The sequence below is a fragment of the Stenotrophomonas maltophilia group sp. RNC7 genome, from assembly GCF_030910085.1.
Lineage (GTDB): Bacteria > Pseudomonadota > Gammaproteobacteria > Xanthomonadales > Xanthomonadaceae > Stenotrophomonas > Stenotrophomonas sepilia.
Map to the genome: position 1 here is coordinate 38,687 of NZ_JAVFVN010000477.1, position 26,718 is coordinate 65,404.

Annotated in this window: 22 protein-coding genes and 1 pseudogene; 9 read left to right on the plus strand and 14 right to left on the minus strand. The window is 62.7% G+C overall.

What is annotated here, in order from left to right:
* The first annotated feature begins 4 nt into the window (after positions 1 to 4).
* Entirely contained in the window at positions 5 to 3,829 is a 3,825-nt protein-coding gene (locus RCF13_RS08805) for an XVIPCD domain-containing protein (RefSeq protein WP_134968233.1), read from the plus strand.
* Between the two features lie 172 nt (positions 3,830 to 4,001).
* Positions 4,002 to 4,760 (plus strand): hypothetical protein, encoded by a 759-nt coding sequence (locus tag RCF13_RS08810; protein WP_231352495.1) that lies wholly within the window; start codon positions 4,002 to 4,004, stop codon positions 4,758 to 4,760.
* Between the two features lie 236 nt (positions 4,761 to 4,996).
* On the opposite strand, the gene RCF13_RS08815 is transcribed toward RCF13_RS08810, so the two are convergent.
* Positions 4,997 to 5,635: a hypothetical protein gene (locus RCF13_RS08815; protein ID WP_308141069.1), complete on the minus strand. Its 639-nt coding sequence runs from the start codon at positions 5,633 to 5,635 to the stop codon at positions 4,997 to 4,999.
* Between the two features lie 43 nt (positions 5,636 to 5,678).
* Positions 5,679 to 8,276: an XVIPCD domain-containing protein gene (locus RCF13_RS08820; protein WP_308141070.1), complete on the minus strand. Its 2,598-nt coding sequence runs from the start codon at positions 8,274 to 8,276 to the stop codon at positions 5,679 to 5,681.
* Between the two features lie 609 nt (positions 8,277 to 8,885).
* Between RCF13_RS08820 and RCF13_RS08825 the strand changes: the two genes are divergently transcribed.
* Positions 8,886 to 9,080, plus strand: a complete 195-nt coding sequence (locus RCF13_RS08825) for a hypothetical protein (protein WP_308141071.1) — start codon at positions 8,886 to 8,888, stop codon at positions 9,078 to 9,080.
* Here RCF13_RS08825 and RCF13_RS08830 read toward each other — a convergent pair.
* The 6 genes from RCF13_RS08830 to RCF13_RS08855 form a co-directional block, all read right to left on the minus strand.
* Positions 9,058 to 9,699: a DUF1629 domain-containing protein gene (locus RCF13_RS08830; RefSeq protein WP_134968228.1), complete on the minus strand. Its 642-nt coding sequence runs from the start codon at positions 9,697 to 9,699 to the stop codon at positions 9,058 to 9,060. The genes RCF13_RS08825 and RCF13_RS08830 overlap by 23 nt on opposite strands.
* Before the next feature lie 297 nt (positions 9,700 to 9,996).
* Complete coding sequence (locus RCF13_RS08835) at positions 9,997 to 10,641, minus strand: DUF1629 domain-containing protein (protein ID WP_231352493.1); 645 nt, start codon at positions 10,639 to 10,641, stop codon at positions 9,997 to 9,999.
* 128 nt (positions 10,642 to 10,769) lie between these two features.
* Entirely contained in the window at positions 10,770 to 11,402 is a 633-nt protein-coding gene (locus RCF13_RS08840; RefSeq protein WP_134968227.1) for a DUF1629 domain-containing protein, read from the minus strand.
* A gap of 374 nt (positions 11,403 to 11,776) precedes the next feature.
* A complete protein-coding gene (locus tag RCF13_RS08845; RefSeq protein ID WP_134968226.1) occupies positions 11,777 to 12,448 on the minus strand; it encodes a DUF1629 domain-containing protein in 672 nt (223 codons plus the stop codon).
* Between the two features lie 58 nt (positions 12,449 to 12,506).
* Positions 12,507 to 13,148: a DUF1629 domain-containing protein gene (locus RCF13_RS08850; RefSeq protein WP_134968225.1), complete on the minus strand. Its 642-nt coding sequence runs from the start codon at positions 13,146 to 13,148 to the stop codon at positions 12,507 to 12,509.
* Between the two features lie 98 nt (positions 13,149 to 13,246).
* Entirely contained in the window at positions 13,247 to 13,891 is a 645-nt protein-coding gene (locus RCF13_RS08855; RefSeq protein WP_134968224.1) for a DUF1629 domain-containing protein, read from the minus strand.
* Between the two features lie 170 nt (positions 13,892 to 14,061).
* Here RCF13_RS08855 and RCF13_RS08860 point away from each other — a divergent pair, with 170 nt between their 5' ends.
* Together RCF13_RS08860 and RCF13_RS08865 are read left to right on the plus strand one after the other, a co-directional pair.
* Positions 14,062 to 14,277 (plus strand): hypothetical protein, encoded by a 216-nt coding sequence (locus tag RCF13_RS08860; RefSeq protein ID WP_134968223.1) that lies wholly within the window; start codon positions 14,062 to 14,064, stop codon positions 14,275 to 14,277.
* 484 nt (positions 14,278 to 14,761) lie between these two features.
* Entirely contained in the window at positions 14,762 to 15,130 is a 369-nt protein-coding gene (locus RCF13_RS08865; protein WP_134968222.1) for a hypothetical protein, read from the plus strand.
* Between the two features lie 633 nt (positions 15,131 to 15,763).
* Here RCF13_RS08865 and RCF13_RS08870 read toward each other — a convergent pair.
* The 3 genes from RCF13_RS08870 to aceE all read right to left on the minus strand — a co-directional run bounded on the left by RCF13_RS08870 (position 15,764) and on the right by aceE (position 20,970).
* The gene (locus tag RCF13_RS08870; RefSeq protein WP_065186635.1) at positions 15,764 to 16,681 is read right to left on the minus strand and encodes a NotI family restriction endonuclease; all 918 of its coding nucleotides are present in this window, start codon (positions 16,679 to 16,681) and stop codon (positions 15,764 to 15,766) included.
* On the minus strand, positions 16,681 to 17,889 hold the full coding sequence (locus RCF13_RS08875; RefSeq protein ID WP_111191079.1) for a DNA cytosine methyltransferase: 1,209 nt from the start codon (positions 17,887 to 17,889) through the stop codon (positions 16,681 to 16,683). The genes RCF13_RS08870 and RCF13_RS08875 overlap by 1 nt, the downstream gene beginning before the upstream one ends.
* 393 nt (positions 17,890 to 18,282) lie before the next feature.
* The gene (gene aceE / locus RCF13_RS08880; RefSeq protein WP_012478970.1) at positions 18,283 to 20,970 is read right to left on the minus strand and encodes a pyruvate dehydrogenase (acetyl-transferring), homodimeric type; all 2,688 of its coding nucleotides are present in this window, start codon (positions 20,968 to 20,970) and stop codon (positions 18,283 to 18,285) included.
* A 548-nt stretch (positions 20,971 to 21,518) separates the two neighbouring features.
* On the opposite strand from aceE, the gene RCF13_RS08885 reads away from it, so the two are divergent.
* A complete protein-coding gene (locus RCF13_RS08885) occupies positions 21,519 to 22,079 on the plus strand; it encodes a PadR family transcriptional regulator (RefSeq protein WP_032953866.1) in 561 nt (186 codons plus the stop codon).
* A 61-nt stretch (positions 22,080 to 22,140) separates the two neighbouring features.
* Positions 22,141 to 22,938, plus strand: coding sequence for a siderophore-interacting protein (locus RCF13_RS08890; RefSeq protein WP_134968220.1), 798 nt, complete (start codon positions 22,141 to 22,143; stop codon positions 22,936 to 22,938).
* Positions 22,939 to 23,051: 113 nt separating this feature from the next.
* Here the strand turns inward: RCF13_RS08890 and RCF13_RS08895 are convergent.
* A pseudogene (locus RCF13_RS08895) lies at positions 23,052 to 23,378 on the minus strand (hypothetical protein); the annotation flags it as partial.
* 197 nt (positions 23,379 to 23,575) lie between these two features.
* On the opposite strand from RCF13_RS08895, the gene RCF13_RS08900 reads away from it, so the two are divergent.
* A complete protein-coding gene (locus tag RCF13_RS08900; RefSeq protein WP_134968219.1) occupies positions 23,576 to 23,977 on the plus strand; it encodes a hypothetical protein in 402 nt (133 codons plus the stop codon).
* A 198-nt stretch (positions 23,978 to 24,175) separates the two neighbouring features.
* Here the strand turns inward: RCF13_RS08900 and RCF13_RS08905 are convergent, their stop codons facing one another.
* Both RCF13_RS08905 and RCF13_RS08910 read right to left on the minus strand, forming a co-directional pair.
* Entirely contained in the window at positions 24,176 to 24,883 is a 708-nt protein-coding gene (locus RCF13_RS08905) for a YceI family protein (RefSeq protein WP_197565120.1), read from the minus strand.
* 86 nt (positions 24,884 to 24,969) lie between these two features.
* A complete protein-coding gene (locus tag RCF13_RS08910; RefSeq protein ID WP_005415046.1) occupies positions 24,970 to 25,560 on the minus strand; it encodes a malonic semialdehyde reductase in 591 nt (196 codons plus the stop codon).
* Between the two features lie 126 nt (positions 25,561 to 25,686).
* Between RCF13_RS08910 and RCF13_RS08915 the strand changes: the two genes are divergently transcribed.
* Positions 25,687 to 26,646 carry a mitochondrial fission ELM1 family protein gene (locus RCF13_RS08915; RefSeq protein ID WP_231352491.1) on the plus strand — a complete coding sequence of 320 codons (960 nt, stop codon included), beginning with the start codon at positions 25,687 to 25,689 and terminating at the stop codon, positions 26,644 to 26,646.
* Positions 26,647 to 26,718 lie beyond the last annotated feature (72 nt).

Consider the following 26,718-nt stretch of genomic DNA (forward strand, 5'->3'; position numbering starts at 1 on the left):
CGTCATGTCCAAATTTGTATTTGACGACTTCGCCCTCGCTACCTTAGGCGGTGCCAAGAACACTTCCGATGGCAGCCCACTATCGGCACAGCAGAAGCAGGACATCATTGCGTATCTGAAATCATCCGAATCCGGGCCGGACGGAGTTACGAGCTACGCTGAGTACATCAGATCAAGGATGCAGACGTTTCCTCCTGAGCTGAATCCTGGGGTGGACTATCTTGGCTTTTCCGCAACTGATCGCAACGGCGTGTCCAACTTCGAGAACGCCGTCAATTATGCGAAGGACATCAATTCGGGGGCCGGTATCATTGGCGATACGCCGTGGGGAACCTTCATCGAGGAGGTCAGAACGGCACCCCTGAAACACCCTGATTTCCAGATCATGGAGCGAGGGCTGGAACGCTTCATGAACGCTCAAGGCACAGAGCCTTGGAGTGGAAATTACAGGGCTGCTCTGCAGGACATGATGTGGAATGCGGGCAGTCCCAAGTTCTTCGAGAACGCCATCGCCACAGGCAAGCCCTTGGTGGCATTTGTCGAGAATGCCCAGCCCGGGCGTGGTTTTGACAAATTTGAACTAGGCACCGCCCTCGACCACCCCACCGTCCGCATCAACGGCTACCCCATAAGCGCCTTCGGCCCAGAACCGCTGGCCTTCGCAAGCCAGTCCGCCGCCGAGTACCAGGCGCTTGAGCGCAGCCTCGCGCAGCATGCCACCACCAACAGCGCGCATCCCGTCGACGTCGCGCAGGTGCGCCTGCATCTCAAGCCCATCGACGGCTATGACGCCGTCAGCAAGACGCTCTTCGAACGACCGCTGCACGATTACAGCACGTTGAACCTGAGCGAGATGTCGACCACGCGCGCGAACTGGGTCGCCGCGCATGCAAGCCTGGGCACAGGACCGCGCCTGTTCGCTGACCTTCCCGAACCACCATCGCACGCGCCCCTGCAGCCAGGAGCTCCACGCGGCCCTCCCCATGCGGCGACGGTTTCCGAAGCAGTGGCCGACGTTGCACCGCATGGCATGCACGCCGGAATCAACCCCGCCATCAAGGTTGCCGGCGTTGCGGGCGTCGCACTGCTTGCGCACGACTTCGCCACCTCCGGGCACAAGTGGATTGAGCTCAACTCGCAAGGCAATGCCGCAGGCGCAGATTCCACCGCTGCACACTTCGTCGGCCGCAACGTCGGTGGCGCACTGGGCGGCTTTCTTGGCGGCGCCGGTGTCGGCCTCGCTTCGGGCTCGTGGACGGGACCCGGCGCCATTGCGACGGGTATCGGTGGCGGCGTCCTGGGTGCGTACCTCGGCGAACGCTGGGCCGAGCAGAAAGACATCGAACGCGTCTACTCCCAGGTTGACCCGATGGGGCGCACCTGGACACGCGACCCGGCCGACCCCAATGGGCGATGGCTGCGAGCCGGTGAACAGCAGCAGGTCCAGAGCAGCGACCTGGGCACCGGCGTCGAAGTCCGCCCGGTGCAGACGGCACAGGGTGACGACGTCACCTTCCGCACCAGCTACGTTGCCACCGGCACATTGGAGCGCCAGTTGAACTGGCAGGCGGCTCGGGCCTCTTATGAGTTGGGTCTGTCGAATCCGCCACCACCACAGAATCCCTACCGGCTGAACGCCAATGGCTTGGCCGAGCCGGCACGAGGCGCCTTCGAGACCGATCGCGCCTTTGTACGCGATGCCAGCTCAGGGCAATGGGAGCTGGAAATCAAGGAAATGGTGGATGGGCGGGTGCCCAACAGCCGCCACCTGCCGGTTTCTGCAGAGCAGGCACAGGCGCTGGATGAACAGTCACGCACGGTCATCGCCCAGAACGCATCAAACACCAAAGCCGCGATGGCTGCGCGCTACATGGTTGCCCACGAGCAGGGGCGATGGAGCGACTTCGGCGACGCGAACAATCCATCCGTTCCCCATGCCGTTCAGGACGCGCAGGCCAGTGCCGACACGTTGAAGGCGAGCGATGGCAATGCCTATACACGGCAGGCGGACGGCCAATGGGTCAGCAAGGGCGTGATCTTTGACAACACCGCCAACCGGAACCTGAGCGACGAGCTGGAGATCACCTGGCAAAGCCAGAATGACGGTATCGCCGGGCTGCACGACATCGCCAGGCAGCTCAAGGACACCGCGCAGATTGCACCCGAAGGTATTCGCGGCCAGGTGGATGCGCTCTACGCGCGCCATGGCATCGAGCGCACCGAGCAGCAGCTTGCAGCTACGGCCGTCGCGGTGGAGAAGACACTGAACTTGCAAGGCAGAACAGGCGACGTGGTTCTGGAACTGATGCCAGACCCCCGTACCCACGCGCCCAGCGCAGAAAGTGCCATCGCCACGTTCGGTGACGCGGGCGGAAACCGGATGGTGCTCACCGGCACCACCACCATTGAAGACATTGAGCGTGCTCAATCGCAGCTTCAGCCCAAAACATCACTGGCTGCACAAGACGCTGCCCCTGCAGATCAGGCAACAACGCCCGACATACCCGAGCTGCGTATTACTGCGTTGACCGCCAACGAGCAGGACGCACACCGACAGGCGCTGCAGGAGGCCAACCGCCAAGGCAGCGCGGCGGTGGATGCGCAGCATGCAACGTTTGCGGCCGTGCTGGAGGCGCGAGGGTTGCAGGTCGACCCGGTTGAGACACTGAAGGTCGACAATGACCTGCAGCGAGGTACAGCACCCAGCACTGCCGTTGCACCCGCTCGCGAGCCCGCTCCGGCGCCCACTCCTGTCATCGCGGCGCCCTCCGTTAAGATTGTTGAGCCAGAGCAGACGCGTCCCTCGCGTGAGAGTGGGCAGCGAGTCGAGAGTCGCTCTGAACGGCAAGCCGATTCGGCGCAGCGCGCAGAGGATGCCGCCCAGCAAGACACTCGGAAGGACGAATCAGTATCGACCTCGCCGACGGTGAATCCTCACAGTGCTTCGCAGCAAGGACCGAATGTAGAGCACGCACGACCGACCCAGAATGCCTCGCGGGCAGATGCTGCGACCATTGCGGCCTCAACCCAGCCAGTTCAGATGCAAGAGCCCAAGATTGAGCCCCCCGTGCATCTCGGCAGTGTTGAGCCACAGCAACTTACCGGCCCATTGCCTGCGCAGCCCACCGCCGCTGCGAATCAAGGCGAAGCGGAGAAGCCGCTGCCGCGTTCCAATGAGAGCGAGCACGCGCCAAGTGGTGCGCAGGAAGTCCTGTTGGATCTCCCAGCCTCACCACCACTGCCCCGGGACAGTTCGGAGCAGGAAGCCGCAGGCCCCAGAGCCGCTGAGGTTGGCGGAGACGCTCCCCATCAGGCAGCGCCCCATTCTTCGCGCTCAAGCGAGGATCGCGACCTCGTCGAACATGTAAAGCCCGAGCTCGCCACTCTGGCAGAACGCAATCCAATGCAGCCCAGCCATCCCGATCACGCGCTCTATCTGCAGATCCGCGAGGGCGTGGAGGAGCTGGACGCCAAGCATGGCCGCAGTTTCGATGAGGCAAGCGAGAGAATGACCGCAAGCCTGCTGGTACTGGCAAAGGACAATGATCTATCCCGCGTTGATCATGTGCTCGTAAGCAACGCCACCGCAACCCATCCCGCCGGCCATACCCTTTTCGTGGTGCAGGGCGAAGCGAGCGACCCCGCCCATCTGCGCGCCTCCATGCCCACTGCGGAGGCCGCGCAGACGCCGGTGGAGGAATCACTGCTGCAGTTCGATTCGGTCAGCAGGGAGGCGCAGCAGCGCGCATTGGCCAATCAGCAGGAGCAGCTATTGCAGGATGAGCGAGCGCAGCAGGATATCCAGATACGTGCGGCAAGCATGGGATGAGAGCGACGTTCGGATTGCACTGCGACTCCTTAGTCGTTCCGATCATGCAAGGGAATCGCCCATGAGCAGAGCACCGGCTTGCCGGCTTGCCTACTTCGCCCTGGTGACCGTGCTCAGCACCAGCGCCTGCGCGAAAGCCCCATCCACGGAAACGGGCCCGAACGGAACCCCCATGTCCGAAGCCGCAACCAGCCCACGCACGGTGGGCGGACAGACCTACACGACGCAGCCGGTAGAGGCTCGGCTTGGCCCGCGCCGCTTCATGTTCCCGGCCAACCTCTACTACAACCAGACGGGCGCCTTGGCCGATGGGAGCATCATGCTCACGGTGTTCTGGCCGGATTTCGATTCAGCGCCTCCCGGTGATCGCCCGGTGCGCAGCACGCAGGACAGCCGGCGGCAGGTACTGGTCGAGCTTAGATACATCGATCGCGTTCCCATCCAGAACTATCTGGCACGTCGGTCCAGCAGTGAGGCCACCAGCGCACCGGGATCACTGGAGCGAAGGGATCCGGTGGAGAACCTTGCGCTGCGCGTTGCACAACCCGAACGCTGGGGTTTGACGCCGTATGCGATCGATCCATCGTTGATGGCCGCCTATGCAAAGGAGTCAGAGGCTGCGCTGGGCAGGCCTTACGTGCACAACCCGGGGATGGAACCAGACTGGTATGTGGCGCGCACCACGGACGGCCAACTGGCAACGTTCATCAGCTGCGACCCGGCAGACCGCATTCCTGACGGACTTGTAGTTCAGGGAAAGACACTTGAACGCGCCGGCGAAGGCCAGATCGCAATGTGCCGCCATTCCATCGTGGACGCGGGCGACAGCATCGCCATCGAGATGAACTATGCACGCGTCATGCTGAGCGACTGGCAGCGCCTGGAAACCAGCGTTCGTGATCTTCTGGAACGATATCGCGTTCAGCCGTGAACGATGGAGGTCCGGGCGCTCTTCATTCGGGTCGTACAGTGGCTTCAACCCGGACAGGGACCCACCGAGGGTCATCACAGCCAAAGACGCTTCTGCGCAGCTCTCCTCCATCATGAGCCTGCGTCTACGCAGTCCAGTTCGGAGAGGGAGACCGATGAATACGATCCCCGTCTATCGGCAGAATGGCGAGCTGACTTACCCGTGACACTCAGCGTACCGGCGGTGGCGAGGCTGCCTTATTTAGGCCTGCGCAAGTAAGCAACCAGCAGTTCCGGCTGGTACGGCTCAAGCTGTGGCAGAGGGGAGTGCAGTTGCACTTCAACCCGGTATCGGCCCGGCGACGGATTGCGTGCCCATGCGAAGGCCAGCTGTGCATAGTTATCATCGGGTCGTTCCAGCCCAGCATTCTGCAGCGCCAGCACGTCAACATCGTCCAGCCACGCATTTGTCACTCGACCATCGGCGGGGATGGGAATCGCCCTGGCAGGCTCCCCAATGATCGATTCCAACCGGAGCAACGGCACGTCCTTCCATCCACTCGATTCCAGGCGCTGCATGGAAACCTTCGCCTGGAACCCGGACGCCCGAACATCGGCCAGTGCCCAAAACGCCGCGGTGTTATCCGTGCGGTCAACGCGAATGCCGATCATGAGCGTTGGAGAGGAATTTTTGCTGGGAGCAGCCACATCGAACTCGACCGTCAATGGTGCATCCATTGACGAGGTGGGCATGGCTCGCACAAGCGGCACCAGATCCGGACGATGGGCCTCTGCTATCGAGCCTTCGTCGCGAGCCGCATCGGGCCGGCACGCGGTAGCCAGAAGAACGAGTAGTGCTGCGAGCATGCATATCCGGCGCATTCCATGTGGCGTCATCTTCAGTCCTCCGTCCAGGTCGCCAGTGCAGTGCATGCCCTACTCATCCCCCGCTCGCCGCACGAATCTGGATGTCGTGCTGCACCCGCTGGTCTTCCAGCTGCTGGTCCATCTGATTCACAAGCGCACGCTGATGCGCTTCACGGCTGACCGCATCGAACTGCTGCAGTGATTCCTCCACCGATGTCTGCGCCGCCAGCTCAGTCGGCATCGCAGCGCGCTGATGCGCCGGATTGCTGGGCTCGCCCTGCACCACGAACAGCGTGTGCCCAGCCGGGTGTTCACGCGTGGCGTTGCTCACTAGAACATGGTCCACCCGGTCCAGGTCGTTGTCCTTGGCCAGTACCAGAAAGCTGGCCGTCATGCGTTCGCTGACTTCATCGAAGCTGCGGCCGTGCTTGGCGTCCAGCGCTTCCACGCCCTCGCGGATCTGCTGATACAGCGCGTGATCGGGGTGGCCGGGCTGCGTGGGGTCCTGCAGCGCCCTGTTCGGGCCCGATGCCTCATCCGATGCGGGCGCGGTCGGTTCAGGGCTTGGCGCTATGGTGGGCTCGGCAGGAACAGTGACAGCCGCAGTGACAGGCTGGAGGTCATCCGATAAAGCCGGTTCGGACTCTGGCACGTGTTGTGCCGCTTCCTGCTCCAAAGGCCATGAATCGCGCGCAGGCTCAGCAGGCAGCGGCTCCTTGAACGGCACCGGCTCGACCTCCTGCACTGCCATGTCCTGCTTTGGAGTGGGCGCAACCGCAGGCACCGGGGCCATCTTCTCCGGTTCCGCAGCCTGCTCTGTGCGCTGCGTGGGCATCATCTGCGTTGCCGCATCCAGAGGCGGGGCGGCATGTGGCGTCGCGCGCTCAGGTGCGGCCGGGTGCGCCTGCATCGGCCCAGCGGGCTCTGGCGTCTGTGAGGCGGTACGGTTTTCGGTGGGCGCCTCGCTGTTTGGATGGGGCTGAGGTTGGGGCTCCGCCTCACGCCGCGGCGGATCGCGCTGCTCGGCGTGCCGCTGAGGCGTGGGCTTGTCCTGAGGGGCGGGCGTAGGCGGTGGCGTGACCCCTATCGCGGGCGGCGCTGCCGCAACCGCCGCAGGCGCGATGGGTTGCGCAGTCGCCGGCTCTTCAGGCCGCACTTCCACGCTCCCATCCTGCTCGGATGGCTTGTCGCCATGTGCCACCTGCGCGGCTACTCGTGCAGCCTGCCCTGCATCCACCTGCGCAGCACCCAGCCGATTGGCTTCCTGCAGTGCCTGCCGGTACGCCTCCTGCTCACCCGCCGACAGCGCAGCAATGCGCAGCTCGGGCGAGTCGGGCAACGGCGCCTGCTCATTGGCACGCGCGCGCACCTCATTCCATGCGGCCTGCAGCTCCTGCGTGCTGGTGGTCGCGACGGCACGCGCCACGCCATCCTGACCCACCTGGTAATGGGTGATGGGCCGGGACGCGCCCGCGTTGCCCTCGGCTACAGGCCCCAGTTCCTGCAGCGTGGGACCCGTAATGCCGTGCTGCTCGCGCGTGCGTGCCGTGGCCAGGGCAATGGCCTGCTCCCACGCCGGGGTCAGTGCAACGCCCGCAGCGTAGTAGCTGTGGCGCAGCTCGTTCTGGTTCACTTCCGCCGCAGATGGCAACGGTCGCGCGTCCAATGCGGCAATCGTCTGATTGAACTGATCGAGCGACGGCTGCTGGATGGTGCGGGTCAGCTCCAATTCCAGCGCCATGTTCCCCTGCGCGATCTGGCCAGCGTGGTGCCATTGCCCTGCTTCATCGCGCTGGTAGAGCTGGTTGTCCGAGCCCTGGATGGCGTCGGGCCTGGCACGGGCCTGCTCCACCGCTTCCGGCACCAGCGGCACGAAATCACTGGCTCGTGTGGCAGCACGGGTCTCTAAATAGCTGGCGGCAATGGCGGCCTTGCCGTTGGCGATGTTGTTCTCGATGCGCTGCACCGCCTCGCGATTCAACTCGTTGGCGCGTTCGGGGCTGGCGATCTGCGTCTCGTACACACCCCGGTCGTTGGCACCGGACACGCCAATCTTGACCTGCCGCGTCCACTGTTCGGTCTGCGCATCGCGGTGCCAGTTGGGATTGTCCAGACGGCCCTCGCCGTCCTTCGCCGGAATACTGAAAGGATCCTGCGGCGGCGGTGCCTTGCCCAGCGCCAGCTCTACCGCTTTTACATGGGCGTATGCGCCCAGCTCGCGGGCCTTCTCGTAACTGGCACCCACGCTGCGCTCAGCCGGATTGCCCAGGCCGTCGCCCGCGCTGTCCATGACCGCCTGGCGCTGCCAGTTGCGGCCATCGAACTGCCATGTGACATCGGCCTTGTCGGTCTGCCGGTAGACGGCGCGGTTGTCGAGCAGATCGGCGCCCTTGTCGAACGCCTTGCTCATCAGCAGCGCATCGCCCGCGACGATGGCCGCAGGGACGAAGCTGGAGGTGCCAATCACCGATGCGGTGGCCATGCCACCGATCCAGCCACCGCCGTTGCGCGCCAGGGCGTGGGTGAGCTCGGACTGAGCGGCGGTGCCGTTGCCCTCTTCCAGCAACTGCGAGGTGCGGCGGGCGGTGATGACGGCGTCGGCGCCGGAGGCGAGCAGGCCGCCGGAGCGGATCAGTTGGCTGGTGGAGGCTTCGCCGAGGAGGAGGTCCAATGTAACTCCGCCGCGTTGCCCGACCGGAGCACGAAGGCGTGACGCGGCCTCTTCACCAAGAACAGACTCAACTACAAGAACGCCGCCCGGGGAAATTTGGAGACGCCCGGCGTGATGGGCATCAGCGATAGCATTCGACAATCCGTTACGCTGCAGCTCGATGTTGCCGCCACGTATCAGCGGCTGTCCGGATCCTTGAAAGTGCTGGAGCGTGTATACAACGCGGCTCTCGTTGGGTGTGACGGCGCTCCATTGCCTGGAAAGAACGGAAGACTGCTGGTGGTGCTCCAACTGTCCAGAGTACTGCTCGGCGTATTCCTCGGGCCTCCTGTAGAACTCCCTCGTCTGGGCACGTGCCTGATCGGTGCTTTGTCCTAAAGCAGTGTTCGTCCGCAGGTCTCCGTTGACCAAGCCGACCTGTGAAATGTCGCTCAACCGATGAACTTTGGCAGCGATGCGATCCATTGCCTCCAGGTCGCCAGCCAGCGCTGCTTGGCCATCCCGGCTTCGCTCGAGGCGGGCGAGATTGGCCTCCAATCCGATTCGATACTCACGAATCGGGCCGCCGTTGTGAGGTGACACCCCCAAGGCCTGCGCGAGCGCCTTATCGTGGGGCATATTGATCAGGTTCTGATCGGCATCGATGTTGAAGCGACCCGCATCAGCCAGAGCCTTGAGCAAGCGACTATTGCCAAGCGTCTGTTGCTCGATGGCGTGATGTTGCTGAAAAATGGGAACAACTCGAGGCATCTGGAGGCTCCTTCCGTGCAGCCGCACTTAATCAGATATCTGATGCATCAATAAAAGATATTCCACTCAGTTCCGGATCATCCGGCACTCCAGCAGCATGCACAGCATCCACAAACCTACGATCAGCGATCACGAACGTGCTGAACGGTGTGAGGAAGACATGCGCTCCTGCCAGTGCATCGTTCTTGAAGGCCAAGCTGGCTCCGCCTGCAATCGAGTAGAACTTGCCATTGACGAAGTCATCGTCAATCTCGATATCCAGCCGTGAACGATCCTCGTCCACTGCGTCCAGCTCTCTCACTACGTCACACAGAAAGTGGCGTGGCCCCTCCGCGCCATCTGCAAAGCGAACATCACATTCGGCGAATGCGAAGGCGCCTGGATCCAACGCGTTCATTACGCTCTGAAGTCGCTCCGAGACCAGCCAGTACCCACTGAAGCCACCCTCCAGATCCCGCGGCGCAGGCCCCTGAGAAGCATCGAACACAATTCGGGGCTTCTCCCGGAGCTCGGGAAATCCACCGTTCTCTGGCCTGAGGATTATCCGCGGTGGCGACAGCAGCGCCTGAACGTTCTCGAAGATCGCTCCTCTGAAAGGACGATTGCTTTCCAAGTCCGGCGCAAACAGGAAGAATCTTCCCGATTCAGGTCCATTGATTGCCATAGGTTCCATCGTCGTTTTCCTTTGGGCTTCTTGCAAATACGATCTGTGAGAGAGCTTACATCGATCACACTTGGACCTGACAGCGAGGATGTGGAGAGGTGTCGAGGTCCTCCGCGAGCCCACCTCCAGACGGAAGGTAGAGATGATTGAGCGACTCATCCTTAGCCAGGTATCCCGCCTCGACAAGCCTCTTGACGAGAGGATGATCCCCGAACACCACCTGCTCAAAGACATGATGACTTTGTAGAATTACGCTTTCTGCGGGCATAGGATTCCGTTCCCAAGAGGGCGAAAAGTTCCGCTGAACTAGTAGCCTGCAGCGTCTTCAATCCACACGCCGCGCGGATTGATCACCGTTCCAAATCCATGCTCGATGAGCGCGTCGCGAAGCACTCTGTCACCGTAGACACGGCTGCCCGAATGGATATCCATGAATACATGCGCATCAGCCACTTCCGCTTCTTTGAAGGACAACTTGCCGCCACCGGAGAGGCTGTAGTACTTGCCGTTCTGGTAGCCATCTAGAACTTTCACGCTCGATGCATTCTCGTCAATCGCGTCCAGAATTCTTATCACCTCACACAAGTAGTGAGGCTCACCTTCTGAACCGTCCTCGAGCTGAAAGGCACACTTCGCAAAGGCAAAGCCTTCGGCATCGGTGTTCTCCATTACATCCTTCAGGGGTTGAGAAATCAGCCAATAGCCGTTGAATCCGCCTTGCAGATCCAAAGGCATATCACCCACTTGGCTATCGAAGCGAAGCTTGGGAACAACCCTGAGTGATGCAAGCCCGCCCACCTCAGAAGGCTCGCTCATGTAGGTCGGCCAAGGGATTTCCTCTTCATTGTCCAATTCGACCCCATGACCACGACCAGGCGCACCCATATCGGGGCTAAGCACGTAGAAGCGACCTTTAGGGGGCGCAACTCTATTCATGCCGTCCTCATTCATTCTCGTTATCCACTGGTGTCAGCGAGCTCAGGCAAACATTGTTCGGAACGCACAGATCGAGATCGCATTGTCATTAAAGATTGGGCTCCAAACCGCAGTACTACTCAATCTTCGGAGGACCGTCTGGCTCAACATTTCACCACGTCTTCGAACCAGAGCCCGTTGCATGTTCTGGCGGTCACGATGCCGGCACCTTCTACTGCGCTCTTGAAGATGTGGTCACAGAAGACTCCCTCGTAGTAGGTGAGCCGGAACACGTGAGCGTCACCGACGGCCTCCCGCTTGAATGCCAGACGCACGTCGCCGGTCAGGTCGTAGTACTTCCCCTCTTCATAGTCGTCACTAACGATGATCTTCAGCTGGGATGCTGCCTCATCCAAGGCATCAATGGTTCTGATGACATCGCAAAGGAAATAAGGGCCACCCATTGCTCCATCAGCGAGTCGATAGTCAGTCTCCCTGAACGCAAAAGCACCTGGGTCCACGGCCGCCATCACCTCGCGGAGACGCCCGGACACGAGCCAATAGCCGCTTATTCCAGCTTCAAGATCTTCCGGTGACCACCCCTCACTTGGGTAATACACTAGACGCGGGGCCTCGCGCAGAGGCGGGAAGCCCCCCTGATCGGGACGCAAGAGGAAATTTGGAGGGGTCTTCAGGGAAGACTCGTTCTCAAAAACGACGCCATGCCCTTTGCCGCGCCGTCGGGCATCTGGGCGCAACTCGAAGAACTCGCCCTTCTTTGGCAGATTCGAAGTCATTGCTTGCCTCACCTCAGAATCAATCCAAATAAGCGTGCCAAGATCGTATCAGAGGGTGCCAACCTTCCATGCCCTCTTCGAGTCATGCCCGCGCGCTCACAGCCTGAAGCCCCCTCCACCGACATAGCGCACTACTGCATCTCTCCAATTCCTCTGGCCGCTCTGAAGTACCGATGCGACCTGCCTCTTACCGCTCTGCCTTCAACTCAAGCACTGAATAGGCATGACTGCTTTTTAGAACGTTCTGCACCGGCAAGCAATCGGACAAAAATGAAATCGATCTAAAGTTCGACTACCGATCCCGTTCCATGAGACGCGCCGCAGCCGTCTTCAATTTTTACATGCGGATTATGCTTAGAATGACGCGCGCCATATCAGACATTGGCTGCGTCCTTGAACCTCAGGCCACGCATTTCACACTCACTTCCAATTCCTGCAGCGCGTATGGCATCCCGGAACATGCGATCGCAGTAGACAAGATCGCCGGAGTACGGGCTCCTGAAGACATGACTGCGCCCGATTACATCCCTCTTGAATGCCAAGCTTGCTCCGCCACGAAGGTCGTAGAACTTTCCGCCCGGATAGCCCTCATCGACGATGACCCGGAACTTCGATGCTTCCTCATCGACGGCATCCAGCTCGCGAGCAACCTCGCACAGGTAGTACGTTGGGCCCTCTGCGCCGTTCGGAAGCACGTAATCACACTCCACGAACTCAAAGGCAACGGGATCTATATCGGTGAAGGCCATCTTGAGGCGCTCTGATACCAACCAGTAGCCACTCATTCCTCCCTCGAGATCCTGCGGTGGATCCCCCAGCTTTGGTTCGAGAACCAGGCGCGGTCTCTGCGCCAGAGGAGGGAAACCACCTTCTTCAGGGCGGATGATCAGCCTGGGTGGCGTCAGCAGTGCGCCCTCATTCTCGATCTCAACGCCATGCCCTCTTCCCCTTCGGGTCGTGTCGGGCATCAGCAGATAGAATTCACCAGGCACAGGCTGATTAGTTTTGACGTGGGCATGTGCTTGTTTCTCTCCAAATTTAGGCATCTACCGTACTCCGCACACTTGCAGCATAGGTCGCGAGGTTGGCGCCGGCGGGACCGACTCAGCAGTTCACCACATCTTCAAACCAGAGCCCGTTGGATCTCTTGGCCGTGACGATGCCGGCAGCTTCTACCGCATCTTTGAACGTTCGGTCGCAGAATACCCCAACATGGAACGGCAATCTGAACACGTGAGCCGAACCCAGCACTTCGCGTTTGAACGCCAGCCGGACATCACCGGTCAGGCGGTAGTATTTCCCTACCTTGTACTCATCGCTGATCACGATTTTGAGCTGGGAGGCTTCCTCATCCAAGGCATCCAGCGTGCGGACCACGTCGCAAAGGAAGTAGGTTGGTCCCTTTGAACCGTCTTCCAAGCGGTAGTCGGTCTCAGCGAAAACGAACGCGTCAGGGTCAATCTCTTCCATGACCTGGCGCAAACGCTCGGAGACCAGCCAGTAGCCGCTCAACCCGCCTTCCAGATCCTGTAGAGGGACACCCTGCCGCTCCCGATAGACCAAGCGCGGGGTTTCACGCAGTGGAGGGAAGCCACCGGCCTCGGGTAAGAGGATCAGCCTGGGAGTCGCAAGCAACGCGTCCTCGTTTTCAAAGACCACCCCGTGACCCTTCCCTCCACGGGTAGCATCCGGTCGTAGCTTGAAGAACTCGCCCTTGCGCGGCTGGTGGGTGGAAGTCGATCCCATGCTTGTCATCTCACGCTGTGAATGTGAATCGAGATTCCTCGTAAGCAGTTGAAGCGAATCCAGAAGGCACCCATGGGTCCGATCCTCAGAGCTCAGACTCAGATGCTGGTCGCGTCGGTGAACCAGAGGCCCCGCGATACGCGCGGCCCACCGATTCCAGCGTTCCACACAGCGTCGCGGAGCTCTCTGTCGCAGAAGACGAGGTTTCCCGAGTAAGGCGTGCGGAATATTCTGGCTTGACCGATGACCTGCTTGCGGAACGCCAGACTGGCTCCGCCCCTAAGGTCGTAGAACTTCCCACCTCGATAGCCTGCGTCAGTGATGGTCCGAAGTTTCGAGGCTTCTTCGTCCACCGCATCGAGCTCACGGGTTACATCACACAGGAAGTACCGCGGCCCCTTGGATCCATCGGCAAGGCGGTAGTCACACTCTACAAACTCGAAGCCAGCCGGATCTACAGACACAAGAGCACCACGTAATCGTTCGGAGACCATCCAGTACCCGCTCATGCCCCCCTCCAGATCCTCTGGGAGGCTCCCCTTCTTTGCCGAGTAGACGAGCAACGGCTTCTCCGCCATGGGCGGAAAGCCGCCCTCTTCGGGTCGCAGGATCAGGCGCGGCGGGATGCGCAGCCGCTTCGCGTTCTCGAACACAACGCCGTGCCCCTTTCCCCCACGCGTGGTATCAGGCATCAGGAGGAAGTACTCGCCAGGAACAGGCTGGTTCGACTTCGATGCTTCCATGCTCTTTCGCCTTCTTTAGCTATGATGCGCCGTAGCGAGTCTGCCCCGTTCTACCCCGACCTTCCACCTCGTGCAATCAGATCAGTGCGAGATTCGGAAGCTAATCAAGCACGCGTCCAACGTCTTGAGACGCACTCCAGCCATTCTCCCCTCCCTCTCTGGAGGATGACATGACCAGGATCGACCCCGCATGGCTGGAAGCCTTCGACAAGGAGCTCCTCCGCCTGTTCGCCATCGACCATCGCGATGCCGGCATGGATGAATACCTGCTGGGCTGCTACACAGACCTTCCGCCGCGTGAGGCTGCCCTGGCGTTCGGCAGCGACTACGACCTGGAGCGCGACGATGCGCTGTGGCCTCGGCCGGGCGTGGCGCTGCGAAGTTAAGCCGTGTCGCAATCGGCACGCTGCGCGAATGGGCGCTGTGGGCTACGTGTCGCTTTTGGGATCCCGAACAGCTGCAAACCGTGCTTTTCAATGCGCATTCGGGCGGTAGCTTAACACCGGCCGAAACCACTGCACCGCAAGGGTTCTGCCACGCGCGCGCCATGCAACAATGCCGTAAGCGTCAGCATTTGCGGCCTCTGCGGCCTACGGTTTCTTGGCATCTCGCAACCATGCGAGTACACCTTGGCGTGCCACCGGAAAAGGGTGGCGCGGGACTCGAAAACCCGTCTATGTACCAGATGTATGCGCTTGCCGGCCGGCGTCACCTTTCGTGTGGCGCCGGCTGGCAATCCGTTCGCGTTCTATGGCGGGCGGTGCGTGGGGATCTTCGGATCCGCCGGTCTGGTACATACCGGTTTTCGAGCCCGCACCGTCCGCCACCTTTATTGGTGGCGCTGCTATCTGTCCTGTACGGAGCATTGCCATGAACACATCGGACTTCCGTTCCCTGCACGCGCAGTACGATCCGGACAACGCCGAAACCGAGCGCGAGCCGTCCGTCGATCCCAACGCCTTCGTCGCCACGCTGCGCCGCATCGGTTCTGGTGCAGCTGCGGATGGCCAGCCTTGGCCGGAGCGGCATCAGCTGCCTGGGCGTTGTCTTCAGCTGGCGGATGCGGATTGCGCGCTGGCCGGGCTGCGTGTGGTGGCGGAGCTGATGTTGGCTGCGGAGCGCACGCGGCAGAACGGTGCGCCCGAGGAGTACCTGGGGGATCGGGTGATGGAGGGGTTGAAGATGGCGTGTGTGGCGCTGACTGCTCAGGCTATTGAGCGGTTGCAGGTCCGGGAGTAGTCGCTGCGCAGCGATACGGAATGCATGTGCATGAGTGGCTCCCTTTTGTTTGCACACATGAAGCGCTGCGCCAAGCTTCTGCGTTCAGAAGTCACCACATGAGCAACTTTCTACCGATGCAAGTTCCTGCATTGGGGTGACGCCACCGACCGCTATCCCCGGGCGCTCACTGTTGTGGGTCCACAGTCAGCGCGCTGACGATGTTCTGTCCTGCCCTATATCGCCGAAGAAGTTGCTGGACAAGTAGGCGTATCGAACAGTCGGATCTCCGAGCCACTGTCGGTGCGAATGACTCGGAGCTTCCTGCACCATTTGATCACCTGTTCAAGGCATCTGGGCGCGTAAGCAGAAGATAAGGAAGTGTCGAGCTCCATCACCATGCACTACCGATTGAAGCTCCTCCAGCAGGCTAAATAGCTGAAGGGTCCGATCAAAAGAAAATTCACTTATGACCGGTGCTGATCTGCCGGGAAGACTACTCCTCCTCTGGGTTCCGTGCATACTGGAGCCGTGAACTGAAAATAAAGCGTTCCGACTTTTGTCAAATAGGGAGCGCTATACTTTTAAATCTGACGAGCTGCCGACTCGACTGTCCTGTCGGCAGCTAGGTTCTGCTGGCGCTGGCCAGCGCTGCTATCGGCGCTGGCCGCTTAGGGCCGCAATGATCGCGTCCCGATAGACATTCTCATCGGGCAGCGTCACGTTATTGAACGCCTCCTGCACCTTGTAGACCGTCGTTGAGTGCGGCGGCAACACACGTAGAGGAACAAGTGCACCATCGGGCGGATTCAGCGATACGTCGTGCTCGTAGGCGAGGAAAGTAATCGAGGCCGGTTGCAGCGCATACCGCACCAAGCCGGCAGCACCACCGAGTCGACCCATGATCCGCTGATAAACCGGTACGGGAGAAACAAAGAACAAACCCTTGCGGCAAAGTTCCTCTCGCTGCAAGACCTGCCCCTTGTAGATCAACTGCGGCAAGATACGCTTGTTAACGTTTTCCCAGTTTAGGCCTGCCGACGTCGCCGGATTCGTTCGTTGCGGGGTCAACAGACCCTGGCGTCCGTTGCGGTAGTTGCCAGTGGTGTCGATGGTCTGAACTTCAACGGCTATAAACTCTTGCAACGCACCATCCGCATCGAGCAGGGCCAGAACCCAATCGACGAAGTAACTTCCCATGCCGTCCTTCTGGGGCAGGCGCAACTCGCCGCTCCAGCGTTTGCCGAATGCTGCGACCACCGGTTGGTTGTGGCGCTGTGCGACCTGGGCAGCACCGGCGCCTGCAATCAGCGGAAGATCGCCGCCGAACGCTATGCGCGCCACGTCGGACAGAACTCTGTAATCGCCGGCGTATAGGCGGATCGGGCAGCAGATCACCGGCTCAGACTTTACCGGCTTGATCGTGCAGACACCCGCTATTTCCCCATCACTCAGACGCTTTTCGCAAATATCATCCAGGAATGGACACCGCCTCGCATCTGCGGCCTGCACGGCGGCTGGCGAGTGGTCATCAGCGCGATAGCCGAAGAACTCCCATATCTTTCCCGCCATTAGGCTGCACCGACTTTGCGACGGGGCTTGCGATCGCGTTCAAGTGCGCGGACGATGGCTCGGCCCACGGCCGCGCCCAACAAGGGTGGAACAGCATTGCCGACCTGTTCGTACTGTTCTACGCGCGAGCCACAGAACTTGTATGAATCAGGGAATGACTGGATGCGCGCGGCCTCGCGCACCGTAAAAGCTCGATCTTGATCGTAGTGGAAGTAAGCGCCCCAATGCGGGTCACACTTCGTCAAGATGGTTGATGCCAAGCCGTCAGGATCGACGCGCCCGTAACGCTTGGTATGGTCACTGCGCCGTGCCATGCGCATTCCCTGCGGCAACAGTGCTTCGGGAATGTCTGTCCAGTTTCCGCCGGGCGGGATAAAAGCCAACCGATCCATGTTGATTTTGCTTAGCCTCGGCGCCTCATGGCAGGTCACGCCAGTCGATCCAACGCGCATCAATTGCTGATACGAATTGCTGGGTGCGCTCCCATACGACTTCTCAGCCGCGCCGAGTTCGCCATTGCTGAGAGCGGGCAAATCGCCGATGGCGTCGCGCACCGTGACATGCGACGGCAGTTCCAGTGAACGCGGCAGTGTGACCAGGCTTCGACCACCAAACTGCGCAGTGAAGTTCACCCGGACTGGCGCGCTGCGCAGCGGCTCAGGGAAAAGTGCCTCGGGGTTCAGGCCATCTCGCCCGCCAAGAATGATCGTGCGCCATCGGGTTTGGGGGATGCCGTAATGGGGCGCATATAGGATGCGCACGTCCGCGTCGTAGCCGAGCTGTTTCAGCGATTCAAGGATCGCGTCCAACGTCGCCCCACCCTCGAACGACACCATGCCCGGCACGTTCTCAATCATGACCGTACGCGGCTGAAATTCGGCGACGAAGCGCAGGTATTCCCGGAACAGATGATTGCGCAAATCCGCTGTTGAACGCTTCGGCGCGTTGATCGAGAACCCCTGACATGGCGGGCCACCAGCCACCAAGTCAAGCTCACCCCGCTTCAGGCCGAGGAGGTTGCGGATCTTCCGCGCATCGACCTGTCGGATGTCGCGACTGTCCACCTGCGTCTTTGGATGGTTCATCGCGTAAGTCTGTGCGTAGCGGGGCGAAATCTCGTTGGCATAAAGCGACGTGAACCCTGCTTCGCGCAGCCCCTCGGACAGGCCACCCGCACCTGCAAACAAGTCCAATGATTTATGGCTCATATCGCATTTCTCTTGGTTGATCGACGCCGCTTTTTAATTGGCGGTGCAGTGAACATGTCCGACTGCTGACCGCCCTGATGCCGAACGGCGAATGCTTGCATAAACTCGCGCAGCACTTTTGATGCTGGCCGATTTTCGGCAAAACACGTCGCGTGGAACGCCTCACGAAGTTGCCACGCCACGCGAACACGAAGGCCAGCATCTTTGTTCATCACGGCGCATAGTGTCGCATCGTTACACGTTTGTGTATCCCAATATGCTCCCACCGATGACTAGCGGGGTCATTGTACCCAGCACCGTATCAGAAGGTGAGACGGGACGGCCCTTTCAACAGATGCACATACAGAAGGCGGCCTTACGACCGCCTTCCGTGGTTACTTCAGAGCTTCAGCCTCAAACCCCAACAGGATTAGCCTTCTCCGGATCAATCTTGTACTGCTTGATCGCCCGGGCCACATCCTTCGCGGTCATCTTCCCTTCCTTCGCCAGCGCCGCAATCGCGGCATGGGCGATGTAGTAGCGATCCACCTCAAAGAACCGACGCAGGTTCGCACGCGTATCCGAGCGACCAAACCCATCGGTACCCAGCACGGTGTACGACATCGGCACGAACGCACGGATCTGGTCCGCATACGCACGCACGTAGTCGGTGGCGGCAATCGCCGGGCCCTGGCGGCCTTCCAGCAGCTCGGTCACGTAGGCCTTGCGCTGCTCACCTTCCGGATGCAGGCGGTTGGCACGTTCCACGTCGAAACCATCGCGACGCAGTTCGTTGAAGCTCGGGCAGCTCCAGATATCGGCGGTCACGCCGAAGTCCTTGTCCAGCAGCTCGGCGGCGGCAATGGCTTCGCGCAGGATGGTGCCCGAACCCAGCAGCTGCACGCGCAGCTCGCCCTTCTTCGGCTTGCCGGCGTCGGTCAGCAGGTACATGCCCTTGACGATGCCTTCGGCCGCGCCTTCCGGCATTTCCGGGTGGGTGTAGTTCTCGTTCATCAGGGTGACGTAGTAATACTCGTCCACCTGGTCTTCCATCATGCGCTTGGTGCCGTGCTGCAGGATCACCGTCACTTCGAAGCCGAAGGTCGGGTCGTAGCTGCGCACGTTCGGGATGCCACCGGCCACCAGATGGCTGAAGCCATCTTCGTGCTGCAGGCCTTCACCGTTCAGCGTGGTGCGGCCGGCGGTGCCACCCAGCAGGAAGCCGCGGGTACGCATATCGGCGGCCTGCCAGGCGATGTCGCCCACGCGCTGGAAGCCGAACATCGAGTAGTAGATGTAGAACGGCAGCATCGGCACGTTGCTGACCGAGTAGCTGGTACCGGCGGCCATCCACGAGCTGATCGCGCCCGGCTCGCTGATGCCCTGCTGCAGCACCTGGCCGCTCTGGTCTTCGCGGTAGAACATCAGCTGGTCGGCGTCGACCGGCTTGTACTTCTGGCCGAACGGCGCGTAGATGCCGATCTGGCGGAACAGGCCTTCCATGCCGAAGGTACGGGCTTCGTCGGCCACGATCGGCACGATGTGCGGGCCCAGTTCCTTGTCGCGCAGGGTGATGTTCAGGCTCTGCACGAAGGCCATGGTGGTGGAGTAGCTGCGCTCGCCGCTGCTCTTCAGCAGGCGCTCGTAGGCTTCCAGCTTCGGCGCAACGAAGGTCTTGTCAGCCTTGCGGCGGCGCTGCGGCAGGTAACCGCCCAGCGCGGCACGGCGTTCCTGCAGGTACTGCACTTCCGGCGAATCCGGGCCCGGGTGGTAGAACGGCACCTGGCCGTCGGCCAGCTGCGCGTCGGTCACCGGAATGTTGAAGCGGTCGCGGAAGTGGCGCACCGCTTCGTCGTCCAGCTTCTTGGTCTGGTGGGTCGGGTTCAGTGCCTCACCGGCGCTGCCCATGCCATAACCCTTCACGGTCTTGGCCAGGATGACGGTCGGCATGCCCTTGGTGTTCACGGCCTGGTGGTAGGCGGCGTACACCTTGTGCGGGTCGTGGCCACCACGGTTCAGGCGCCAGATGTCGTCGTCGCTCAGGCCGGCGACCATCGCGGCGGTTTCCGGGTACTTGCCGAAGAAATGCTCGCGGGTATACGCGCCGCCGAAGGCCTTGCAGTTCTGGTATTCGCCGTCGACGGTTTCCATCATCAGCTTCTTCAGGACGCCGTTGGTGTCCTTGGCCAGCAGGGCATCCCAGTAACCGCCCCACAGCAGCTTGATCACGTTCCAGCCGCCGCCACGGAACACGCCTTCCAGTTCCTGGATGATCTTGCCGTTGCCGCGCACCGGGCCGTCCAGGCGCTGCAGGTTGCAGTTCACCACGAAGATCAGGTTGTCCAGGCCTTCACGGCCGGCCAGGGCGATGGCACCCAGAGTTTCCGGCTCGTCGCTCTCGCCGTCGCCGATGAAGCACCACACCTTGCGGTCGGACTTCTCGATCAGGCCACGGTTTTCCAGGTAGCGCATGAACTGCGCCTGGTAGATGGCGGCCAGCGGGCCCAGGCCCATCGACACGGTCGGGGTCTGCCAGTAGTCCGGCATCAGCCACGGGTGCGGGTACGAGGACAGGCCACCGCCGTCCACTTCCATGCGGAACTTGTCCAGCTGCTCTTCGCTGATGCGGCCTTCCAGGAAGGAACGCGCGTAGATGCCCGGGGCGCTGTGGCCCTGGATGAACAGCAGGTCGCCCGGGTGGTTTTCGCTCGGGGCGCGCCAGAAGTGGTTGAAGCCCACGTCGTACAGGGTGGCGCCGGAGGCGAACGAGGCGATGTGGCCGCCCAGGTCACCCGGCTTGCGGTTGGCGCGCACCACGGTGGCCATCGCGTTCCAGCGGATGATCGAACGGATGCGCCATTCCAGCTCGGCGTTGCCCGGGCTCTTGGCCTCGAACTGTGGTTCGATGGTATTGACGTATTCGGTGGTGGGAGAGAACGGCAGGTAGGCGCCCGAACGACGGGTCAGTTCCACCATGCCTTCCAGCAGCTGATGCGCGCGCTCGGAGCCCTCGACATCAATAACGGCCTTCAACGACTCGATCCACTCCTGGGTTTCCACAGGATTCGGGTCGTTGTTCAGCACCTCGTTCAACCAGTTCATTAGCGCTCCCATAACCGCACGCACGCGCGCGACTGTTGTATAGATTTCTAGACCACAAAGTGTAGCGCACCAAGGGCTTTCGTCACTTGGCTACGCTGGCGTATGGATGCAACCGGCCAGTGTCCGCAAGGGGCTTGCCGGGCCCGCTGATGGCCCTGCGGCGGGCCTTGGCAGCGGCGCGGGCTGTCGCTTGCGGGCCGCTGCGCCCATGTGCAGGACGCAGTGTTACTGCTGCCGATGACGGTTGTAGGGCAACTCCGGCACCGCCGTAGGTGGGCGCCGGGCAGCGGTTCTGAACCGGCGACAACATGTCGCACCTGCCTCTGGATCGCTGCCAGCCACGGGCCCAGGGTGGGTCGCGAGTGATGGGCCCGATGGCCCTGCTCCCTTCCACAGCATCGCCGGGGCGCCTCACAGGGGGCGCCCCTTTTTGCTGTGCGCACGCGGCCGGCCGTGGCCCAAATCGCACCTGCTTGTGGCCGGATCGGATGTTGTCGCTTTCGACGTATCGATATATCGTTTGCACACTCGTTTACCGATATATCGAAATGAGCCGTGCCTCCTCTCCCAGAACCCGTTCCACCGATTCGGCGGTGCCCCGCCGCAACGGCCAGCCACGGGTGCTCAGCCGCGGCGACCTGCGCCTGCTGGTGCTGGCCCTGATCGGCGAGCAGCCACGCCATGGCTACGAGCTGATGCAGCTGATCAGCAACCAGTTCATGCAGGCCTACACGCCCAGCGCCGGCACCATGTACCCGCTACTGGCCAGCTTCGAGCAGGCCGGCTGGATCGAGGCCGAGGAAGTGGATGGCAAGCGGATCTTCCGCATCACCGCCGCTGGCGAGTTCGAGCTGAAGGTGCAGCGCACCCAGGTGCGCCTGGCGCAGCGGCGTGCCTTCGACCGTGCCCGCGAGATCACCAAGGCCTCGCTGCCGCCGCCGCTGGCCGCGGCCCTGCGCGAGTTCAAGCGGGCGCTGGTGCATCACCACGGCCGCTGGGCCGAGGGTGAGGCGGACGAAGTGGCGGCACTGCTGACGCGGGCCTCGGCCCTGCTCAACGGTACGGCCGGTAGCGAGCAACCACCGATTTCAACGACCCAGCCAGACTGAATCCAGCCAGGTCTCCCCTACGCCGCGCGCCCCCGCGCGACACCTTTACAGGTAAACCCCCATGACCGAACACAACAACACGCGCCTGCGCCTGGATGTGCGCTTCCGTGAACTGACCGTGCTGCGCACTGAAGAGGTCACCCCGCACATGCGCCGCATCGTGCTGGGTGGCGACGACCTGGCCGGCTTCGATTCGCCCGGCGCTGACGACCACATCAAGCTGTTCTTCCCCAACGCTGCGGGCGAGATGGTGCTGCCGGCGCTGACCGCCGAAGGCCGCAGCTACCCGGCCGGCAAGGAGCCCTCGCCGGCCCGTGACTACACCCCGCGCTGGTGGGACCACGAAACCGGCGAGCTGGCCATCGACTTCGTGCTGCACGACCAGGGCGTGGCCGGGCCGTGGGCCGAACGCGCACAGCCGGGCGACAGGCTGGTGATCGGCGGCCCGCGCGGCTCGTTCGTGGTGGCCGACACTTACGACGCCTACGTGCTGATCGGCGATGAAACCGCACTGCCGGCCATCGCCCGCTGGCTGGACGTGCTGCCCGACGGTGCCGAAGTGCAGGCCTTCATTGAAGTGCGCGACGAAGCCGAACGCCAGGACCTGCCGCAGTACGAGAACGTGCGCATCCACTGGCTGGAGCGCAACGGCTTCCCGGCGGCCAGCAGCACCCTGCTGGAAGACATGCTGACCGATTTCGAGGCCCCGGACGGCGATGTCTTCTACTGGATCGCCACCGAATCGCGCCGCGCGCGGATGATGCGCAAGTTCATCGAAGGCCACCTGGGCGTGCCGCGCGACTGGATCCGTTCGACCGGCTACTGGAAGGCCCACCCGGACGAAACCGACGGCGATTGACCGGGCAACCGGTGGGTGCGGACCCTGCTTGGTGGGTGCGGACCGTTGGTCCGCACGCCCTTGACCATGTAGAGCCGAGCCCAAGCTCGGCTGCTTTTCGATCCACCCTCGCGCTACGCGCGATGAGCCGAGCGTGGGCTCGGCTCTACAGGAGCACTGGGCGCCCCCTGCCGCGTCCACCCGAACCGCTTCGCGGCCCATATCTCCAGCGCCACCAGCAGGGCGATGATCAGCACCGGCAGCAGCAGCCCGACGTACACGCCGGGCATCATGCCGTTGATCTGCGCCTTCACCAGCCGCAGCACGCCACGGGTATGCAGCAGCTCATCCACGTGCATGGTCAGCGCCTCGCGCACCACCTTGGGCTCCAGGCCGAGGGTGCCCGCCTTGTCCACCAGCGTGTCTTCCACCATGCCGCGGAGCAGGCCTTCGCGCACTTCCGTGGGTGATACAGCGGGCCATTGTAGAGCCGAGCCCACGCTCGGCTGCTCTCCTCTCCGCCATCGGAAAACCCTCGCGCTGCGCGCGATGAGCCGAGCGTGGGCTCGGCTCTACAGGTATTCCATCGCCCGGTTCAACGCATCCGCCGGCAAGCAATGCGACAATCGCGCTCCTTTCCTGCAGCAACGAGGCCCACATGGCCAAACTGACCCTGGCCAGCGTGGATGCGCTGCGTACCCGCTTCGCCGATGACGCTGCCTGCGACGCGGCCTTGGCCGCCTTCGCCGATACCGCTGCACTGCGCGCGCCGCTGCGTGAGCTGGTGGAGGCACAGCACCGCTACCTGCAGGCCGAATTCGAAGTGGCGCAGGTGGCCGACGTGCTGCGCCGCGACCAGAAGTACGCGCCGGTGGGTCGGCCTTCGATCAACATCGTGCAGCTGCGCAAGCAGCAGGCTGCCACCAAGCAGGCGGCGCTGATCGCCCGCCAGAGGGTGGCGCAGGCGGCGCAGACGTTCGTGCGGGTGAGCGGGATGACGGTGAAGGCCAAGCAGAGCCCGAGCGAAGCGTGCGTGGCATGGTTGGGTACGTTGCGCTGAGGGATCGTGCGGACCAACGGTCCGCACCCACCAGATGCCGGTTGGCACCTACAGGGTAGTGCCAGCCGCTGACCGGCAACCCCAGGAACATCGGCGCCCCGCGCCCAGCCGGCCAGCGGCCGGCTCTACCGGAACCCAAAAAGAAGGCCCGCTTTTCAGCGGGCCTTCTGCCTTCTAACGACGCGTGAGCGGGGTGCATCAAGCGGCCGGCTTTTCGCCGGTGGCTTCGGTGGTGATGCGGATCTTCACTTCATCGCTGACGTTCGGGGCGTAGGCGCCGACGCCGAAATCGCTGCGCTTCAGGGTGGTGGTGGCATCGAAGCCAGCAGCCGGAACCTTGGCCATCGGGTGCTCGCCGCCGCCGTTGACGGTGACGTCCAGGGTGACCGGCTTGGTGATGCCCTTGATGGTCAGGTCGCCGGTGACGGTCAGCTTGTTGGTGCCGGCCGCTTCCACCTTGGTGCTCTTGAAGGTGGCATCGGCGAACTTGGCGGCGTCGAAGAAATCGGCGCTCTTCAGGTGCTCGTCGAACTTGGCGGTGAAGCTGTTCAGGCCGCTCAGCGGCAGCTTCACTTCCACGGTGGACTTGGTCACGTCTTCGGCGTTGTACACCAGGGTGCCTTCGACGTTGCCGAAGTGCGCGCTCGGGTTGGAGAAGCCGAAGTGGCTCCACTGCGCCAGCACGTCGGTGTGGCTCGGGTCCAGCTTGTAGGTGCCCGAGGCGATCTTGATCGCTTCGGCGGCCGGCGCGGCAGCAGCGGCATCAGCGGCCGGGGTGGCGGCCTGCTCGGTGGCGGCCGGGGCGGCGGCATCGGCCGCCGGGGCAGCGGTGTCGGCCGGCTTGGAGCAGGCGGCGATGGCCAGGGTCAGGGCCAGCGGCAGCAGCAGTTTACGGGTGGCGCTCATCTCAGGAACTCTCCGGATCGTAGGGTGGGTACACGGTGCAGCAAGAGCCCGCCGCGGGACGGCGGGCCCGAAACCGATACAGCGACTTACGCGATGCGCGCCGCTTCGTCGAACGACAGGCGCGGCAGGCGCGGGAACAGGCCCGCCGGATCACCGTAACCCAGGTTGACCAGGAAATTCGACTTGATGGAGGTGCCGGCGAAGAAGGCTTCGTCGACCTTGGCCGGGTCGAAGCCGGACATCGGGCCGGCATCCAGGCCCAGCGCGCGCGCAGCCAGGATCAGGTAGGCGCCCTGCAGGCTGCCGTTGCGGATGGCGGCTTCGTGGCGGCCTTCCTGCGGGCCATCGAACCAGGCCTTGGCATCGGTGTGCGGGAACAGGTACGGCAGCTTCTCGTGGAAGTCCAGGTCGAAACCGATGATGACGGTGACCGGCGCAGCCATGGTCTTGGCCAGGTTGCCTTCGGACAGCGCCGGGGCCAGCTTGTCCTTGGCCTCCTTCGAGGTGACGAAGACGAAGCGCGCCGGCGTGGTGTTGGCCGCGGTGGGGCCCCACTTCACCAGGTCGTACAGTTCCTTCAGCAGGCTCTCGGGGACCGGCTTGTCGAGGAAGGCGTTCTGGGTGCGGGCCGTACGGAACAGCTGATCAAGGGCGGCGGCGTCGAGCGCGTGGGACATCGGTGGATCTCCAGGGCGGCGAAAGGAAGTCAGTGCCCGCGGGCGGCGCGGGGCGAAACGACGAGCCGCAGTGTAGAGTGTCGCGACTGTTGCAACACCCAGCAGGGCTGAAACGAATTAATGCCAATGGTGAAACGATCGAGCGCGCCATGGACGGTCACTGATGGCCGTGCGGGCAATGTCCGCCAGGCGGTCGCGCTGGCCTCGGCACTGCGCCAGGGCACCCACCGACCGCTGCTCCTGCAACCGCGCGCACCCTGGCGCTGGCTGTCACCGCGGCGCCTGCCCGGCGATGTGAATGGCTACGGCGAGGCCTTCGCGACGCTGGCGGCCGAGGCGCCGGCACTGGCGATCGGCTGTGGTCGCCAGGCGGCCGGTGCCCTGCGCGTGCTGCGTGCACGCGGCAGCCAGGTGGTGCAGATCCTCGACCCGCGCATCAGCGCCCGCCATTGGGACGTGGTGGTGGTGCCGGAACACGATGCCCTGCGCGGCAGCAATGTGCTGACCCTGCTCGGCAGCCTCAACCCGGTGGACGACGACTGGCTGGCCTGGGGCCGCGCCGCGTTCGCCGGCTTCAGCACCCTGCCCGGCCCGCGCACCGCACTGCTGGTCGGCGGGCCGACGCCGCTGGCGCCGTGGGACGAGACGGCGATGGTCGGCGTATTCCAGGCGCTGGCCGAGCAGATCCGCAGCGAAGGCGGCAGCCTGCTGGCGACCACCTCGCGACGCACGCCGCCGGCATTGGCCGAGATCCTGCGCGCGAAGTTCGCCGACCTGCCGCACGTGATCTGGGGCGATGGTGGCGACGGTACCAATCCCTATGGTGGCCTGCTCGGCTGGGCCAACCGCGTGGTGGTCTCGCCCGATTCGGTGAACCTGCTCTCTGAGGCCTGCGCCACGCGCATGCCGGTGATGGTGGCGCTGGCCGAGACCGCGCAGGGCCGGCTGGCGCGCTTCCAGCAGCAGTTGCGCGAACGCGGGCGCTTGCAGCCGCACTGGCTGGACTGGCAATACGACCGCATCGAGCCACTGCGCGAGACCGCGCGGGTGGCGGCGGAAGTGAAGCAGCGCCTGGCCTTGGGGTAGTGCCGGCCGCTGGCCGGCAACGCTGCACGCATTACCGAACACCCTGCCGATGCCGGCCAGCGGCCGGCACTA